This window comes from Bacillus sp. FSL K6-0073, assembly GCF_038006085.1.
GTDB classification, from domain to species: Bacteria; Bacillota; Bacilli; order Bacillales; family Bacillaceae_G; genus Bacillus_A; species Bacillus_A cereus.
In genome coordinates this window covers 4,582,432-4,598,352 of sequence record NZ_JBBOUN010000001.1, presented here as the reverse complement: position 1 = coordinate 4,598,352, position 15,921 = coordinate 4,582,432, and the positions used below count along the sequence as shown (strand labels likewise).

Below are 15,921 nucleotides of genomic sequence, written 5' to 3'. Positions count from 1 at the left end.
GAGTGACTGTGAAAGCTTGGTGTTGATGCTTCTACTATATGGTAAAAACTTCATTTTCTCTTCTTTTTATTTTACCTGTTTCTAATTAGAAAAGAAAGAAGAGACGCCCGTTTTTTAAAATGTATACATGCTTAAATTTTGATGGTGAAAGTCTCAGTTTGTCATTTTAAAATACATAAAAAATGAAGTGATTCATGTTGAATAGGCATCGATATAGCATGTATAACGATAGGTTTAAAGGTATTTTTGTTTGGAAATGAGTTCATTATTTTCAGAAAGGAAGTGCAAACATGATTAGTCAGTCAACGTTATTTTTATTCATACTACTTATTATAGGACTTATTGCTAAAAACCAATCGCTTACTGTAGCTATTGGTGTGTTATTTTTATTGAAGTTTACGTTTTTAGGAGATAAGGTCTTTCCTTATTTACAAACGAAAGGAATTAACCTAGGTGTAACGGTCATTACAATAGCGGTGCTCGTACCGATTGCGACAGGGGAAATAGGTTTTAAACAACTTGGAGAAGCGGCGAAATCTTATTATGCGTGGATTGCTTTAGCTTCAGGTGTAGCGGTCGCTTTGTTAGCGAAAGGCGGCGTACAATTGTTGACGACGGATCCTCACATTACAACTGCGCTTGTTTTTGGGACAATTATAGCGGTTGCGCTATTTAATGGGGTTGCTGTTGGTCCGTTAATTGGGGCTGGAATTGCCTATGCGGTTATGAGTATTATACAGATGTTTAAATAAGGAATTTTATAGTAATATAAAATTTTTGAATTCTTTCTGTTCACAAAAGTCAGATAATTGTTTATAATAGGATTAGAAACTTTGAAAAGTTACATAACAGCAGAGACTTTACACCAGATAAAATAAAAACAACATAAAACAATTTTATAATGATATTGTTTTATGTTGTTTTTATCATAAAACTCTTCGGAATGTATTTTCCTCACTAACTTGTTGTTTTGAGCGTGAGGATTCGGGGAGACATTCACGCTCATGCTTTCCATGTAAACAATGGACAATAAGAGGGGAACATCGCAACAAATTTGCATGATCGTGCATTTTGCTTGCCTAAAGAGTGAACGGGCGTTCATAATTCAAAAGGGAAGCAAATAGATATAAGGAGCAAGGTTGGGAGAATTTTCAGGAAAAGGAGAGAATGTCATGACTGTTATTCGAGGTTTAGAAGGGGTAGTAGCAACAACATCATCTGTGAGCTCTATTATTGATGATACATTAACTTATGTTGGGTATAATATTGATGATTTAGCGGAGAATGCTACATTTGAAGAAGTAGTATACTTATTATGGCATCGTAAGCTTCCTAACGAACAAGAACTAGAGAAATTTAAAGGGACTATATCGGAATACTATAAAGTGCCAGATGAGATTTTAACATATTTGAAACAAGTAGATTTAAAAATCGCACATCCGATGTCGGTTTTACGAACTGCAATTTCCATGCTATCATTATACGATGAGAGCGCTGAAATTATGGATGAAAAGTCCAATTATTTGAAAGCGGTTAAATTACAGGCGCAAGTCGGAACTTTAGTTGCTGCTTACGCGAGAATCCGTAAAGGTTTAGATATTGTTGAGCCAAGAAAGGATTTATCATTAGCTGCAAACTTCTTGTACATGTTAAATGATCGCGAGCCAAATGAAGTTGAAATTGAAGCTTTTGATAAGGCGCTTGTACTTCATGCAGATCATGAGTTAAACGCTTCTACATTTACTGCACGTGTTTGCGTAGCTACACTTTCAGATGTATATTCTGGTATTACAGCAGCAATCGGTGCATTAAAAGGTCCTCTTCACGGTGGGGCAAATGAAAATGTAATGAAGATGTTAACTGAGATTGGTGAAGAAGAAAATGTAGAGTCATATATTCATAATGCTCTTCAAAATAAAGTGAAAATCATGGGCTTTGGCCACCGTGTGTATGAGCAGGGTGATCCACGTGCAAAACACTTACGTGAAATGTCTAAGAGATTATGCGTGCTTTTAGGAGAAGAGAAATGGTATAATATGTCTATCAAAATTGAAGACATTGTAACAAAAGAAAAAGGTCTTCCACCAAATGTTGATTTCTATTCAGCTTCTGTATACCATTGTTTAGGAATTGACCATGACTTATTTACACCTATTTTTGCAATTAGCCGTATGTCAGGCTGGTTAGCTCATATTCTAGAACAATATGAAAACAACCGTTTAATTCGTCCGCGTGCTGATTATAATGGACCAACGCATCAAGTGTATGTTCCAATTGCACAACGATAAGCGAATAACACTATTTTGATAGTGAAAATACGCTTTCAAAAGTCTGATTTTTTCGGAAAGATGTAATGATTAGAATATTTTAATTTGACTAACGGTTTGAACTGAGGGGTTATTCCCTCAGTTTCATACATATGAAATTTCAAACATGGGGGTTATCACATTGACGACAGGTGAAAAAATTACTGTAACTAATGGTGTTATGAATGTACCAAACAATCCGATTATTCCATTTATCGAGGGAGATGGAATTGGTCCTGATATTTGGGCAGCTGCATCTCGCGTACTAGAAGCAGCAGTTGAAAAAGCTTATGATGGTGAGAAGAAAATCGTTTGGAAAGAAGTGCTTGCAGGGGAAAAAGCATTCAACCAAACAGGCGAGTGGTTACCTGAAGAAACTTTAAACTTAATTCGTGAATATTTAATCGCGATTAAAGGTCCACTTACAACTCCAGTTGGCGGTGGTATTCGTTCTCTAAACGTAGCACTTCGTCAAGAATTAGATTTATATGTATGTCTACGTCCAGTTCGTTATTTTGAAGGTGTTCCTTCACCTGTAAAACGTCCGGAAGATACTGATATGGTTATTTTCCGTGAAAATACTGAAGACATTTATGCTGGAATTGAATATGCACAAGGGTCTCCAGAAGCAGAAAAAGTTCTTGCTTTCTTAAAAGAAGCAATGGGTGTTAATAAAATCCGCTTCCCAGAAACATCTGGTATTGGTATTAAGCCGATCTCAGAAGAAGGGACAAAGCGTCTTGTTCGTGCTGCAATTCAATATGCAATTAACGAAAAACGCTCTTCTGTTACATTAGTTCATAAAGGAAACATTATGAAATTTACAGAAGGTGCTTTCAAAAACTGGGGTTATGAAGTAGCGGAACAAGAATTCGGCGACAAAGTATTTACTTGGGCTGAATACGATCGTATTGTTGAAAAAGATGGTAAAGATGCAGCGAATAAAGCGATGGCAGACGCTGAAGTGGCTGGAAAAATCATCGTAAAAGATTCTATTGCAGACATCTTCTTACAACAAATTTTAACTCGTCCACGTGAGTTCGATGTTGTTGCAACAATGAACTTAAATGGTGACTATATCTCTGATGCACTTGCTGCACAAGTAGGTGGAATTGGTATTGCACCTGGTGCAAACATTAACTATGTGACTGGACATGCTATCTTTGAAGCTACACACGGTACAGCTCCAAAATATGCAGGTTTAGATAAAGTAAACCCATCTTCTGTTCTTCTTTCAGGTGTATTATTATTAGAACACTTAGGATGGAACGAAGCTGCGAAATTAGTAACTGCTTCTGTTGAGAAAACAATTGCTTCAAAAGTAGTAACTTATGATTTCGCACGCTTAATGGAAGGTGCAACAGAAGTGAAATGTTCTGAGTTCGCTAATGAACTTATTAAAAACATGGATGTAGCGATAATCAAAAACGCATAATTAAAGCGGGGGGTAAATTATGACAATCAAACGCAAGAAGGTTTCAGTCATCGGTGCAGGATTTACAGGAGCAACAACGGCATTCTTATTAGCACAAAAAGAACTTGCAGATGTTGTATTAGTGGACATTCCACAACTGGAAAATCCAACAAAAGGGAAAGCGTTAGATATGTTAGAAGCGAGCCCAGTACAAGGTTTTGATGCTAACATTATTGGAACATCTGATTACGCAGATACTGCTGATTCTGACGTTGTCGTTATTACAGCAGGTATTGCACGTAAGCCTGGTATGAGCCGTGATGACTTAGTAGCAACAAACTCTAAAATTATGAAAAGTATTACGCGCGACATTGCAAAACATTCACCAAATGCAATTATTGTTGTGTTAACAAATCCAGTTGATGCAATGACATATTCTGTATTTAAAGAAGCAGGATTCCCGAAAGAGCGTGTTATCGGTCAATCGGGTGTATTAGATACAGCTCGTTTCCGTACATTCATCGCACAAGAATTAAATCTTTCTGTAAAAGATATTACAGGATTTGTTCTTGGTGGACACGGTGACGACATGGTACCTCTTGTGCGTTATTCTTATGCAGGCGGTATTCCGTTAGAAACGTTAATTCCGAAAGAGCGTTTAGAAGCAATCGTAGAACGTACACGTAAAGGTGGCGGTGAGATTGTAGGCTTATTAGGAAACGGTAGTGCATATTACGCACCAGCAGCTTCTTTAGTTGAAATGACAGAAGCAATCTTAAAAGATCAACGCCGTGTATTACCGGCTATTGCGTACCTTGAAGGTGAGTATGGTTATAGTGACCTTTACTTAGGGGTACCAGTAATTCTAGGTGGTAACGGAATTGAAAAAATTATTGAATTAGAACTTCTTGCAGATGAAAAAGAAGCGTTAGATCGCTCTGTAGAATCTGTACGTAACGTAATGAAAGTTCTTGTTTAATAATTGAATAGTAGTGAAAAAGATTCGGGATTCCGAATCTTTTTCTACTATTTACCGAATTGTTTTTTTGAAATAATATGAAAACGCTATCATTTGTAATATCCTATAATGAAACTGTAGATTTATACTATATATTGCCCTCATCATAGTAAATTTCGGATAAGGTATCGCTTTTAGTAGGATAATAAGGTGAAAAAATCGGAGGGGGTTGTAACATGTTAAAGAAAAAAGTTCAAATTGGTCGTAAAATGGATGAAATTACAGTAGGAGAGAAATTATCTATCACTGAAAAAATTGAGGATAAAGATTTGTTATTGTACTTAGGGTTAACGAATGATGCCAATCCATTATATATTCAGCATGATTACGCATCCCAAACTCCGTATGAAAAGCCGATTGTACCAAGCATTATGCTAACGGGAATGATTACAACGGCAGTTACGAAATATTTACCGGGTCCAGGAAGTCATATTACGAGAAAGGACCTTACATTCGTGAAACATGTTCACCATTATGAAACGTTACAAATCCACTTTGAAGTTGTGGCTGTTTCTGAGGAGGAACATACAATTGATATGCTTGTATCTGCTCATGATGAAAAAGGAGAAACTGTTGTAAAGGGTTCATTAACAGTAACGCCACCTTATAAATCTGTTTCCATTATGGAAAAAGCATTAGATAACTTTTAAAAGATGAAAATAAAAATAGCGCTAGCATACCTTTAATAGGGATGCTAGCGCTATTTTTAGTTGAAAAACCCTTCTTTGAACCCTTCAGCAAATTCTGAGCAACCCGTTTTAATCGTATCCCAGCTAGGAGCGTTAAAAGCAAGGATACATGTGACTGCTAAAGATAGAATGGATAGTATTAGTCGCATAATAGACCTCCAAATATTATTAATTTATATATTAAGATTAATAATATTATTATCGGTAATTGAAGTCAATTAAAGGAGTGGTTTTTTAGGTGAGGTGGAAAAGAGAAGAGTGATCTTTGAAACGGTAAGAGAAGCTGAAGTGTGGGCAGACGGGTTTGTGAATGAAATGTACGGGAGAGTATTTGATGGATATGAAACACCAGATTATAAAATAGCGTATGCTCTTTCGTTGTTCTTAGCGCAAAATCAAGATTTTATCCCGCATTAACGGGCAGTAAGATCCCACCTCAAAATTCAGCGAAAGCAAAGAAGTTAGGTGGGGAATCAACTGCCCGTAAAAGCCCGATTGATTCAACTAATAATCAGTGGGGAATGAACACCCCCCCACTGATTAAAGTTTCACTTTATAGTTCATACGGAAGTGAGCTTTAACGAAGAGAGAGCAATCTATAAAATTTGGCAAAATCCTGTGTAGTTGCAGGTGAAGCGTAATTAAGTCTATTTTCTCAATTCTACACAAACGATCTCCATGAATAGACAATTATATTGAGAGGGACCTTGTTTTCTAGTATGATGAGAATAACGGGGAAAATACTAGGATGAAGAAGGTTTCAAGTCTATAACTTGGAGGAAAAGAATGAACAATCGTATTTTAGTAGTTGATGATGAGGAATTTATCTTAACTTTAATCGAATTTAATTTACAACAAGCTGGGTTTGAAGTTATAACAGCGATGGATGGAGAAATGGCGCTTCAAAAAGCGACAACAGAACGCCCAGATTTAATTATATTAGATTTAATGCTTCCGAAAATGGATGGTATGGAAGTGTGTAAAGAATTACGATTGCAGCGCGTTATGACGCCGATTTTAATGTTAACGGCAAAAGATGATGAGTTTGATAAGGTGCTAGGCCTTGAACTTGGGGCAGATGATTATATGACGAAACCATTTAGTCCAAGAGAAGTTGTTGCTCGTGTGAAGGCAATTTTGCGCCGCACGAAATTACAACAAGAAGAACAAGTTGCAGAAGCGCCAGATGAAGATAGCATTACAATTGCAGAACTTAAAATTTTACCGGAGTTTTATGAGGCTTATTTCCAAGGAAGAAAGCTTGAATTAACACCAAAAGAATTTGAACTACTTGTGTATCTTGCGAAAAATAAAAGTCGCGTGTTGACACGTGATCAATTATTAAGTGCTGTATGGAATTATGATTTTGCTGGTGATACACGAATTGTTGATGTTCATATTAGCCATTTGCGCGATAAAATTGAACAAAATACGAAAAAACCGACGTACATTAAAACGATACGTGGTTTAGGATATAAATTAGAGGAGCCAAAAGGGAATGAATAAATTTCGTTCCAGGCTTCTTTTTACATTTGTTTCTCTTATTGTATTTATTTTAGTTGGACTAGGTTTATTACTAGAAACTGTGTTTGAAAACTACTATATAGATCATGCTAAAGAGAGAATGGTAAAAGAGACGGAGTATGTTGCGACGTTAGCAGAAGAGCAAGGTTTTAATAATGTCTTAAAAAATCCATACGTATTTGAAAAGTTAGAAGAAAAAATACCAGCTTCTATCGTATTTTTGGATGAAAAAAAGAAAGTTCAATATAGAAAAGGACAAGAATTGGCATTTAGTCCAGAGACGATTAAAGAACTTTCTTCGGAAGTGGCAAAACAACGAAGTAAAGTAATTACGAAAGAAACGGATCGAAAGAATGAATTTTATCATGCGGTGTTCGTTCAAGATGTAGAAGGAAAACAAGGATACATTTTGGTGAAAAGTATAATTGATCCTTTAAGAGACGTACATCAAAAAACGTGGGGATTATTAATTATCGGATTTGTCATTGCTTGTCTCGTAGTTGTATTTTTAGGTATGAAAATTACAGGGCAATATATTAGGCCAATTGAATCGGTTACGAAAGTTGCAATTGAATTGGCAAAGGGTAATTATAAAGCACGTGCATACGAAAGTCATTCGGATGAAACAGGAATGCTGAGTAAAGCGATTAATATTTTAGCACGAAATTTACAAGAGATGACACTTGAACAAGAAATGCAGCAAGATCGTCTGCATACGTTAATTGAAAATATGGGAAGCGGAATGATTTTAATTGATAGCCGAGGATATATAAACCTTGTAAACCGCTCTTATAAGGAAACTTTCCACGTAACAGATGAAGAATATTTAGATCGCTTATATTATGAATCGTTTCATCATACAGAAATTATTGAGCTTGTAGAAGAAATCTTTATGACAGAAGTGAAAGTGCGTAAACAAATGTTATTACCACTTGGAATTGAACGGAAGCATTTCGAAGTATATGGAGCGCCTATTATCGGGACAAACCATGAATGGAAAGGGATTGTTCTCGTATTCCATGACATAACAGAGTTAAAGAAATTAGAACAAATGAGAAAAGACTTTTTAGCGAATGTTTCTCATGAATTAAAGACACCGATTACTTCTATTAAAGGTTTTTCAGAAACACTCTTAGACGGAGCGATGGATAATAAAAAATTCTGCGAACATTTCTTGCACATTATTTTAAAAGAAAGTGAGCGCATGCAAGGATTAATTGAAGATTTATTAGATTTGTCGAAGATCGAACAACAAGGATTTAAATTAAATATGGGAACCGTTGACATGAAGGGGCTGCTTGAAGATATTCATATGGTGCTTGATAATAAAGCAGGAGAAAAAGAAATCTCTTTACAAGTGAATGTATTAAAACGTGCCTCTGTTATTGGAGATCCAAGTCGTTTGAAACAAATCTTTATTAATTTAATTAATAACGCAATCGTATATACACCGGCTGGAGGCGTTGTTTCAGTAGAGTTAGCGGAAGATAAATATAATGCTTATATAAAAGTATCGGATACTGGAATTGGTATTAGTAAAGAGGAAATTCCGCGTATTTTTGAACGTTTCTACCGGGTGGATAAAGCAAGAAGTAGAAATACTGGTGGTACCGGCCTTGGATTGTCGATCGTAAAGCATTTAGTTGAGGCGCATCAAGGTACGATTACAGTAGATAGTGAAGTTGGAGAAGGGACAACGTTTACAGTTGTTTTACCGAAATCAGCAACTGAAAAATAGGATGAAGGATGTTTACAATATATTAACAATGGCTTAATTAAATATTAATAAAGCTCTGTTAATATAATACATGAAAACCCCTTCATCCAAGGAGTAATTTTGGACGAGAATAGTTAAGCTGTTCTCGTCACTTCCCTTTATGCCAATATAAGTCTGTTTTATATATGAAAGAAAATAGCCGTTATTTTTCTTCTCTCTATTAGTCATGTTAATATAGAGAGAGGAAAGGAACGGTTTTTTTCTGTGAAAAAAATCATTTCAAATTTGTATGGGGAGGTTTTAATTTTGGAAAAAAAGGTCGTATTAGTAGATGGTAATAATATCGCGTATCGTGCTTTCTTTGCACTACCGCTTTTAAATAACGACAAAGGTATACATACGAACGCAATTTACGGTTTTACAATGATGTTAATGAGAATATTAGAGGAAGAAAAGCCAACTCATATGTTAGTGGCGTTTGATGCAGGCAAAACAACGTTCCGTCATAAAACGTATAGTGAGTATAAAGGAGGGCGTCAAAAGACTCCACCTGAATTATCAGAGCAGTTCCCGTTTATTCGGGAGATGCTGGATGCGTTCAATGTACCGCGTTATGAATTAGAAAATTATGAAGCGGATGACATCATGGGAACGTTAGCGAAAGAAGCGAGTGAGCAAGGGGCAAGTGTAAAAGTTATTTCAGGAGATAAAGATTTACTTCAACTTGTTTCTGATAACACGCTTGTATGTATTCCGCGAAAAGGGATTACAGAAGTGGATGAATATACGAAAGAAGCTTTATTTGAAAAATACAGCTTATCACCAAAGCAAATTATCGATATGAAAGGTTTAATGGGAGACCAGTCAGATAATATACCGGGTGTACCAGGAGTTGGTGAAAAAACGGCAATTAAATTGTTAACACAGTTTGGAACGGTTGAAGCGGTGTATGAAAATATAGATCAAGTAAGTGGGAAGAAATTAAAAGAAAAACTGGAAGAAAATAAAGAACAAGCTCTTATGAGTAAGGATCTTGCAACTATTATTACAGATGCGCCGATTACAGTTCATGTGGATGATATGGCGTATAAAGGATATGAAGCAAGTGATGTCATTCCAATGTTCGAGAGTTTAGGATTTACATCTCTTTTAAATAAATTAGGCGTTACGCCAGAAGAAACTGCTCCAGCTGAATTAGATGATATTACATTTGATATTGTGGAAGAAGTTACAGAAGAAATGCTTCAGCAAGATAGTGCGCTTATCGTTGAAGTACAAGAAGATAACTATCATAAAGCAGACATTCAAGGTTTCGGTATTCAAAATGAAAATGGATGTTACTTTATTCAGACAGACATTGCTCTTAAGTCAGATGCTTTTAAAGAGTGGCTTGCAGATGGAGAAATGAGAAAGCATACATTTGATGCGAAGCGTGCAATCGTTGCACTGAAATGGAATGGGATAGATATGCAAGGGATTGACTTTGATCTATTAATCGCTGCTTATTTACTTGATCCAGCTGATACGGATAAAGACTTCCGTACTGTAGCGAAAATGAAAGAAACGCATGCTGTGAAATCTGATGAAGAAGTTTACGGAAAAGGTGCGAAGCGTGCTGTTCCAAAGTTAGAGGTAGTAGCGGAGCATGTGGCTCGTAAAGTGCATGTATTATATGATGTAAAGCAAACATTCGTTGAAGAGTTAAAGAAGAATGAGCAATATGAACTGTTTACAGAGTTAGAATTGCCGCTTGCACGTGTATTAGCTGATATGGAAGTAAAGGGTGTAAAAGTTGATACAGAGCGTCTTCGTAATATGGGAGAAGAACTTGCGGGTAGATTAAAGGAAATGGAACAGGAAATTTATAAGCTTGCGGGAACAGAATTTAATATTAATTCACCGAAGCAGCTTGGTGTTATTCTGTTTGAGAACTTAAACTTGCCGGTTATTAAAAAGACGAAAACAGGTTATTCTACGTCAGCTGATGTACTAGATAAGCTTATGAATCACCATGAAATTATTCCAAATATTTTACATTATCGTCAATTAGGAAAACTAAATTCAACTTACATTGAAGGTTTACTGAAAGTTGTACATGAAGATTCATCTAAAATTCATACTCGCTTTAATCAAGTGTTAACGCAAACAGGTCGATTAAGTTCAACGGATCCGAACTTGCAAAATATCCCGATTCGATTAGAAGAAGGAAGAAAGATTCGTCAGGCATTTGTTCCGTCAGAAGAAGGATGGATTATGTATGCGGCTGATTATTCACAAATCGAACTGCGTGTATTAGCTCATATTGCAAATGATAAAGGGCTAGTTGAAGCATTCCAACATGATATGGATATTCATACGAAAACAGCTATGGATGTATTTGGCGTTGAAAAAGATGAAGTAACTTCAAATATGAGACGACAAGCGAAAGCTGTTAACTTCGGAATTGTATATGGTATTAGTGATTATGGTCTTTCACAAAACTTAGGAATTACAAGAAAAGCAGCAGCGGAATTTATTGAAAAGTATTTAGAAAGTTTCCCTGGTGTACAAGAATACATGGAGGACATCGTAAAAGATGCGAAACAAAAAGGATATGTGGCTACATTATTAAATCGTCGCCGTTATATTCCAGAAATTACGAGTCGTAATTTCAATTTACGTAGCTTCGCTGAGCGTACAGCGATGAATACACCAATTCAAGGTACTGCCGCAGATATTATTAAAAAAGCGATGATTATTATGGCGGATCGTTTAGAAGAAGAAGGATTACAAGCACGTCTTCTTCTGCAAGTACACGATGAATTGATATTTGAAGCGCCAAAAGAAGAAATTGAAAAATTAGAGAAGCTTGTACCTGAAGTAATGGAGCATGCAATTGAACTCGCAGTTCCGCTGAAAGTTGATTATTCTTACGGTCCAACTTGGTACGACGCAAAATAAGGAAGTGATGAAATGCCTGAATTACCAGAGGTTGAAAATGTCAGACGGACACTTGAAAATCTTGTAACAGGAAAAACGATTGAAGATGTTATTGTTACTTATCCAAAAATAGTGAAACGACCAGATGATGCAGAAATTTTTAAAGAAATGCTAAAAGGCGAGAAGATTGAAAATATAAAGCGAAGGGGTAAGTTTTTGCTTCTATATGTAACAAATTATGTTATTGTTTCACATTTGCGTATGGAAGGTAAGTTTTTACTACATCAAGAGGATGAGCTGATTGATAAACATACGCACGTCCGTTTCTTATTTACAGATGGAACGGAATTACATTATAAAGATGTGAGAAAATTTGGTACGATGCATCTCTTTAAGAAAGGTGAAGAAATGAACCAAATGCCTCTTGCTGACTTAGGTCCGGAGCCATTTGATGCGGAATTGACAACGCAGTATTTACAAGAAAGATTGAAAAAGACGAATCGTAAAATAAAAGTTGTGCTATTGGACCAGCGTCTTTTAGTAGGGCTTGGAAATATATATGTAGATGAAGTTTTATTCCGTTCTCAAATTCATCCTGAACGAGAAGCGTCGTCTTTAACAGTAGAAGAAATTGAGCGAATTTATGAGGCTACCGTTACAACGCTAAGCGAAGCGGTGAAGCGTGGCGGAAGTACAATTCGAACGTATATCAACTCACAAGGGCAAATTGGTTCGTTCCAAGAACTCCTAAATGTATACGGAAAAAAAGGAGAACCGTGTGTAACTTGCGGTACGATATTAGAAAAAACAGTTGTTGGCGGGCGAGGAACGCATTACTGCCCAATTTGTCAGCCTAGAATATAGAAAAGAGATAACATCGGATAGGCATTTGTCATATACATACAGCAGAGCTATGTATAAGGGAGGAGCTTACCGATGTACCTTTATTTATCTCTTATTTTATTAGCTTTTACATTAAGCTTGGATAGCTGTAGTGTAGGGCTAACATATGGTTTAAGAAGCGTAAGAATTCCACTAAGATCAATTATAATTATCGGAATGTGTTCAGCGGCTGTTATGCTTGTTTCAATGGGAATTGGACATATGATCGCGAAAGTATTTTCACCTGTTATCGCAACGCGTATCGGTGGGCTCGTTCTTATTGGAATAGGGATTTGGGTATTATATCAATTTTTTCGAAGTGAGAAAAAAGAAGAACCGAAGCAAGAGGAGAAGGTCTGGAAATTAGAGATTGCCTCGCTAGGGCTAGTGATTCAAATTTTACGGAAACCGACTGTAGCAGATTTTGATAAATCAGGCACCATTTCTGCAGGAGAAGCATTGCTTCTTGGTATCGCTCTTTCTGTAGACTCATTTGGTGCCGGAATTGGTGCATCTTTATTAGGGTATACACCCGCTATGATGGCGATATTAGTTGCAATTATGAGTTCTTTGTTTTTATTTATTGGAATGAAACTTGGAACGGTTTTATCGAATATGAAGTGGTTACAAAAATTCACATTCCTGCCTGGAGTATTACTCATTATTATTGGAATTTGGAAAATGTAAGTATGGGCGTGGAACATTAGTTTCGCGCCTTTTATTATGAGGAGGATTATGATGACAGTAGTAATTGGATTAACAGGAGGCATTGCAAGCGGAAAAAGTACAGTATCTCAAATGTTTCGTGAACTGAGTATACCAGTAATTGATGCAGATATTATTGCACGAGAAGTTGTAGAGCGAGGAAAACCAGCATATAACAAAATAGTAGAAGTATTTGGAACGGAAGTGTTACAAGAAGATGGAGAACTAGATCGTCCAAAACTAGGAAGTGTCGTTTTCTATAATGAAGAAAAACGATTGCAGTTAAATAAAATTGTTCATCCTGCAGTACGTGAGGAAATGAATAGGCAAAAGGAAATGTACATAAAAGAAGGTATGCAAGCGGTTGTGTTAGATATTCCTCTCTTATTTGAAAGCAAATTAACAAGTCTCGTTGACCGCATTTTAGTTGTAGCGGTTAAGCCGCATACGCAATTAGAACGTTTGATGAAACGAAATAACTTTTCAGAAGAAGAAGCAACAGCTCGTATTCAATCTCAAATGCCGTTAGAAGAAAAAGTGAAAAATGCAGATGAAGTGATAAATAATGATGGCACAATTATGGGAACGAAAACACAATTGCAGGTAATTTTAAGGAAGTGGAACATTATTGACTAAAAAATTGTGAAATTAATGAAAATGCTTAGTGACATATCTCCTTTTTGTGTTATACTATTATTGGGATTGGAGATAAATAGTATAACGCATTCAAGGGGGATAACATATTATGACTCGTGTGGCAATTAATGGATTTGGACGTATTGGGAGAATGGTATTTCGTCAAGCAATAAAAGAAAGCGCATTCGAAATTGTAGCAATCAATGCAAGCTATCCATCTGAAACGTTAGCACACTTAATTAAATATGATACAGTTCATGGCAAGTTTGACGGAACAGTAGAAGCATTTGAAGATCACTTATTAGTTGATGGAAAAATGATTCGCCTTTTAAACAACCGCGATCCAAAGGAATTGCCTTGGACAGATTTAGGTGTTGAAGTTGTAATTGAAGCAACTGGTAAATTTAATTCAAAAGAAAAAGCAATTCTTCACGTTGAAGCTGGAGCGAAAAAAGTTATTTTAACAGCGCCTGGTAAAAATGAAGATGTAACAATTGTAGTTGGTGTGAACGAAGACCAATTAGATATTACAAAACATACTGTTATTTCAAATGCATCTTGTACAACAAATTGTTTAGCGCCTGTTGTGAAGGTGTTAGATGAGCAGTTTGGAATTGAGAACGGTTTAATGACGACGGTTCACGCTTATACAAATGACCAAAAAAATATTGATAACCCACATAAAGATTTAAGAAGAGCACGTGCTTGCGGACAATCAATCATTCCGACAACGACAGGTGCTGCGAAAGCGCTAGCAAAAGTTCTTCCACATTTAAACGGAAAACTTCATGGTATGGCACTTCGTGTACCAACACCAAACGTGTCTCTTGTTGACTTGGTAGTAGATGTAAAACGCGATGTGACAGTAGAAGCTATTAACGATGCATTCAAAACTGTTGCAAACGGTGCTTTAAAAGGTATTGTAGAATTCAGCGAAGAGCCTTTAGTATCTATCGACTTTAATACAAATACACATTCAGCTATTATCGATGGTTTATCTACAATGGTAATGGGTGATCGTAAAGTGAAAGTACTTGCTTGGTATGATAACGAGTGGGGCTATTCTCGTCGTGTTGTAGATCTTGTAACGTTAGTTGTTGAAGAGTTAGCGAAACAAGAAAATGTGCAACACATTTAAGTGAATAAGGGAGGAGAGGGCAAGGCAATATTTGCCCTCTTTTTTTAATTTTTTCTGAAAAGGAAAAAATTATATAAGTATATTTTAAAAAGTGGACATACCACGAAACGTTGTGATTACTGCATTTGTGAATCGTTTATTTTTTTTAGGGAAAAGTAAAGAGGAAAATATGACAGAAAATCGAAAAAACTGTTGTTGCAAAATGAAAATAAACAAAGTATACTAACACTCGTAAACTTAAGAGCTGAGGTACGTAGTCACTACTTAAAGGGTTAGGACCTCTCTGGACTAACTTTCCCCCGTGGTAGTGGAGCAAGCCAAATTGCAAATTAGTTTTCAATTCGAACAGTTAGAATAAATTTACAAGGGGGAACTGTAGAATGGATACTATGGATACGATGGGTCGTCACGTGATCGCTGAACTTTGGGATTGCGATTTCGACAAGCTTAATGACATGCCGTATATTGAACAATTATTTGTGGATGCAGCACTAAGAGCTGGTGCTGAAGTGCGTGAGGTTGCTTTCCATAAATTTGCACCACAAGGTGTAAGTGGAGTAGTAATTATCTCAGAATCACATTTAACAATTCATAGCTTTCCGGAGCACGGTTACGCGAGTATTGATGTTTATACTTGTGGGGATCGTATTGATCCAAATGTTGCTGCAGAATATATTGCAGAAGGTTTAAACGCGAAAACGCGTGAGAGCATCGAGCTTCCTCGAGGCACTGGTAGCTTCGAAATTAAGCAGAGAGAAACAAAAGCTCTTTAAAAAAGAACATAATTGATTTAAAATGTAAAGAGGTGTATAATGCACCTCTTTTTTAGTTTATAAAAAAGGAAAAATATAACGTACTCGTTAGTTGAATAAATTGGATTCTTGCAAATGAGGTAGTGCTCTATATACCATCTTATTTTTAAGGATGAGATGATAAAGTGATGCGCTGAAACTTAAAGTGGTAAGAGAGTTAG

General features: G+C 36.3%; 15 protein-coding genes. 14 read left to right on the top strand and 1 reads right to left on the bottom strand.

Annotated elements, in window-relative coordinates:
- Positions 1-290 precede the first annotated feature (290 nt).
- The 5 genes from MHB52_RS23755 to MHB52_RS23735 all read left to right on the top strand — a co-directional run bounded on the left by MHB52_RS23755 (position 291) and on the right by MHB52_RS23735 (position 5,388).
- Complete coding sequence (locus MHB52_RS23755) at positions 291-752, top strand: DUF441 domain-containing protein (RefSeq protein WP_000625507.1); 462 nt, start codon at positions 291-293, stop codon at positions 750-752.
- A gap of 387 nt (positions 753-1,139) precedes the next feature.
- Positions 1,140-2,288 (top strand): citrate synthase, encoded by a 1,149-nt coding sequence (citZ, locus tag MHB52_RS23750; RefSeq protein WP_136986137.1) that lies wholly within the window; start codon positions 1,140-1,142, stop codon positions 2,286-2,288.
- Between the two features lie 160 nt (positions 2,289-2,448).
- Positions 2,449-3,741 (top strand): NADP-dependent isocitrate dehydrogenase, encoded by a 1,293-nt coding sequence (gene icd / locus MHB52_RS23745; protein WP_000206898.1) that lies wholly within the window; start codon positions 2,449-2,451, stop codon positions 3,739-3,741.
- Between the two features lie 19 nt (positions 3,742-3,760).
- Complete coding sequence (mdh, locus tag MHB52_RS23740) at positions 3,761-4,699, top strand: malate dehydrogenase (RefSeq protein WP_000153232.1); 939 nt, start codon at positions 3,761-3,763, stop codon at positions 4,697-4,699.
- Between the two features lie 215 nt (positions 4,700-4,914).
- Positions 4,915-5,388 (top strand): MaoC family dehydratase, encoded by a 474-nt coding sequence (locus MHB52_RS23735; RefSeq protein ID WP_000914181.1) that lies wholly within the window; start codon positions 4,915-4,917, stop codon positions 5,386-5,388.
- A 56-nt stretch (positions 5,389-5,444) separates the two neighbouring features.
- Here the strand turns inward: MHB52_RS23735 and MHB52_RS23730 are convergent, their stop codons facing one another.
- Positions 5,445-5,576, bottom strand: a complete 132-nt coding sequence (locus MHB52_RS23730) for a hypothetical protein (RefSeq protein ID WP_001237022.1) — start codon at positions 5,574-5,576, stop codon at positions 5,445-5,447.
- Between the two features lie 109 nt (positions 5,577-5,685).
- Here MHB52_RS23730 and MHB52_RS23725 point away from each other — a divergent pair, with 109 nt between their 5' ends.
- From MHB52_RS23725 to speD, 9 genes are all read left to right on the top strand, one after another.
- Positions 5,686-5,844 (top strand): hypothetical protein, encoded by a 159-nt coding sequence (locus tag MHB52_RS23725; protein WP_016118707.1) that lies wholly within the window; start codon positions 5,686-5,688, stop codon positions 5,842-5,844.
- Positions 5,845-6,213: 369 nt separating this feature from the next.
- Positions 6,214-6,933 carry a two-component system response regulator PhoP gene (gene phoP, locus MHB52_RS23720; protein ID WP_001065220.1) on the top strand — a complete coding sequence of 240 codons (720 nt, stop codon included), beginning with the start codon at positions 6,214-6,216 and terminating at the stop codon, positions 6,931-6,933.
- Positions 6,926-8,689 carry a sensory box histidine kinase PhoR gene (gene phoR / locus MHB52_RS23715; protein WP_001032108.1) on the top strand — a complete coding sequence of 588 codons (1,764 nt, stop codon included), beginning with the start codon at positions 6,926-6,928 and terminating at the stop codon, positions 8,687-8,689. The genes phoP and phoR overlap by 8 nt, the downstream gene beginning before the upstream one ends.
- 285 nt (positions 8,690-8,974) lie before the next feature.
- Positions 8,975-11,608 (top strand): DNA polymerase I, encoded by a 2,634-nt coding sequence (gene polA / locus MHB52_RS23710; protein WP_000412803.1) that lies wholly within the window; start codon positions 8,975-8,977, stop codon positions 11,606-11,608.
- A gap of 12 nt (positions 11,609-11,620) precedes the next feature.
- The gene (mutM, locus tag MHB52_RS23705) at positions 11,621-12,451 is read left to right on the top strand and encodes a DNA-formamidopyrimidine glycosylase (RefSeq protein ID WP_016118706.1); all 831 of its coding nucleotides are present in this window, start codon (positions 11,621-11,623) and stop codon (positions 12,449-12,451) included.
- Positions 12,452-12,523: 72 nt separating this feature from the next.
- Positions 12,524-13,156, top strand: coding sequence for a sporulation membrane protein YtaF (gene ytaF / locus MHB52_RS23700; protein ID WP_016118705.1), 633 nt, complete (start codon positions 12,524-12,526; stop codon positions 13,154-13,156).
- Positions 13,157-13,207: 51 nt separating this feature from the next.
- Positions 13,208-13,810: a dephospho-CoA kinase gene (coaE, locus tag MHB52_RS23695; protein ID WP_000219316.1), complete on the top strand. Its 603-nt coding sequence runs from the start codon at positions 13,208-13,210 to the stop codon at positions 13,808-13,810.
- Between the two features lie 109 nt (positions 13,811-13,919).
- On the top strand, positions 13,920-14,948 hold the full coding sequence (locus MHB52_RS23690) for a glyceraldehyde-3-phosphate dehydrogenase (RefSeq protein ID WP_000198974.1): 1,029 nt from the start codon (positions 13,920-13,922) through the stop codon (positions 14,946-14,948).
- Between the two features lie 389 nt (positions 14,949-15,337).
- Positions 15,338-15,721, top strand: a complete 384-nt coding sequence (gene speD, locus MHB52_RS23685; RefSeq protein ID WP_002003660.1) for an adenosylmethionine decarboxylase — start codon at positions 15,338-15,340, stop codon at positions 15,719-15,721.
- Positions 15,722-15,921: the final 200 nt, after the last annotated feature.

Excerpts from the sequence above, each read along its gene's own strand:
- coaE (WP_000219316.1), top strand. The coding sequence starts at position 13,208 with ATGACAGTAGTAATTGGATTAACAGGAGGCATTGCAAGCGGAAAAAGT.
- MHB52_RS23730 (WP_001237022.1), bottom strand. The coding sequence starts at position 5,576 with ATGCGACTAATACTATCCATTCTATCTTTAGCAGTCACATGTATCCTT.
- MHB52_RS23690 (WP_000198974.1), top strand. The coding sequence starts at position 13,920 with ATGACTCGTGTGGCAATTAATGGATTTGGACGTATTGGGAGAATGGTA.
- phoP (WP_001065220.1), top strand. The coding sequence starts at position 6,214 with ATGAACAATCGTATTTTAGTAGTTGATGATGAGGAATTTATCTTAACT.
- MHB52_RS23755 (WP_000625507.1), top strand. The coding sequence starts at position 291 with ATGATTAGTCAGTCAACGTTATTTTTATTCATACTACTTATTATAGGA.
- ytaF (WP_016118705.1), top strand. The coding sequence starts at position 12,524 with ATGTACCTTTATTTATCTCTTATTTTATTAGCTTTTACATTAAGCTTG.
- phoR (WP_001032108.1), top strand. The coding sequence starts at position 6,926 with ATGAATAAATTTCGTTCCAGGCTTCTTTTTACATTTGTTTCTCTTATT.
- mdh (WP_000153232.1), top strand. The coding sequence starts at position 3,761 with ATGACAATCAAACGCAAGAAGGTTTCAGTCATCGGTGCAGGATTTACA.
- mutM (WP_016118706.1), top strand. The coding sequence starts at position 11,621 with ATGCCTGAATTACCAGAGGTTGAAAATGTCAGACGGACACTTGAAAAT.
- MHB52_RS23735 (WP_000914181.1), top strand. The coding sequence starts at position 4,915 with ATGTTAAAGAAAAAAGTTCAAATTGGTCGTAAAATGGATGAAATTACA.
- speD (WP_002003660.1), top strand. The coding sequence starts at position 15,338 with ATGGATACGATGGGTCGTCACGTGATCGCTGAACTTTGGGATTGCGAT.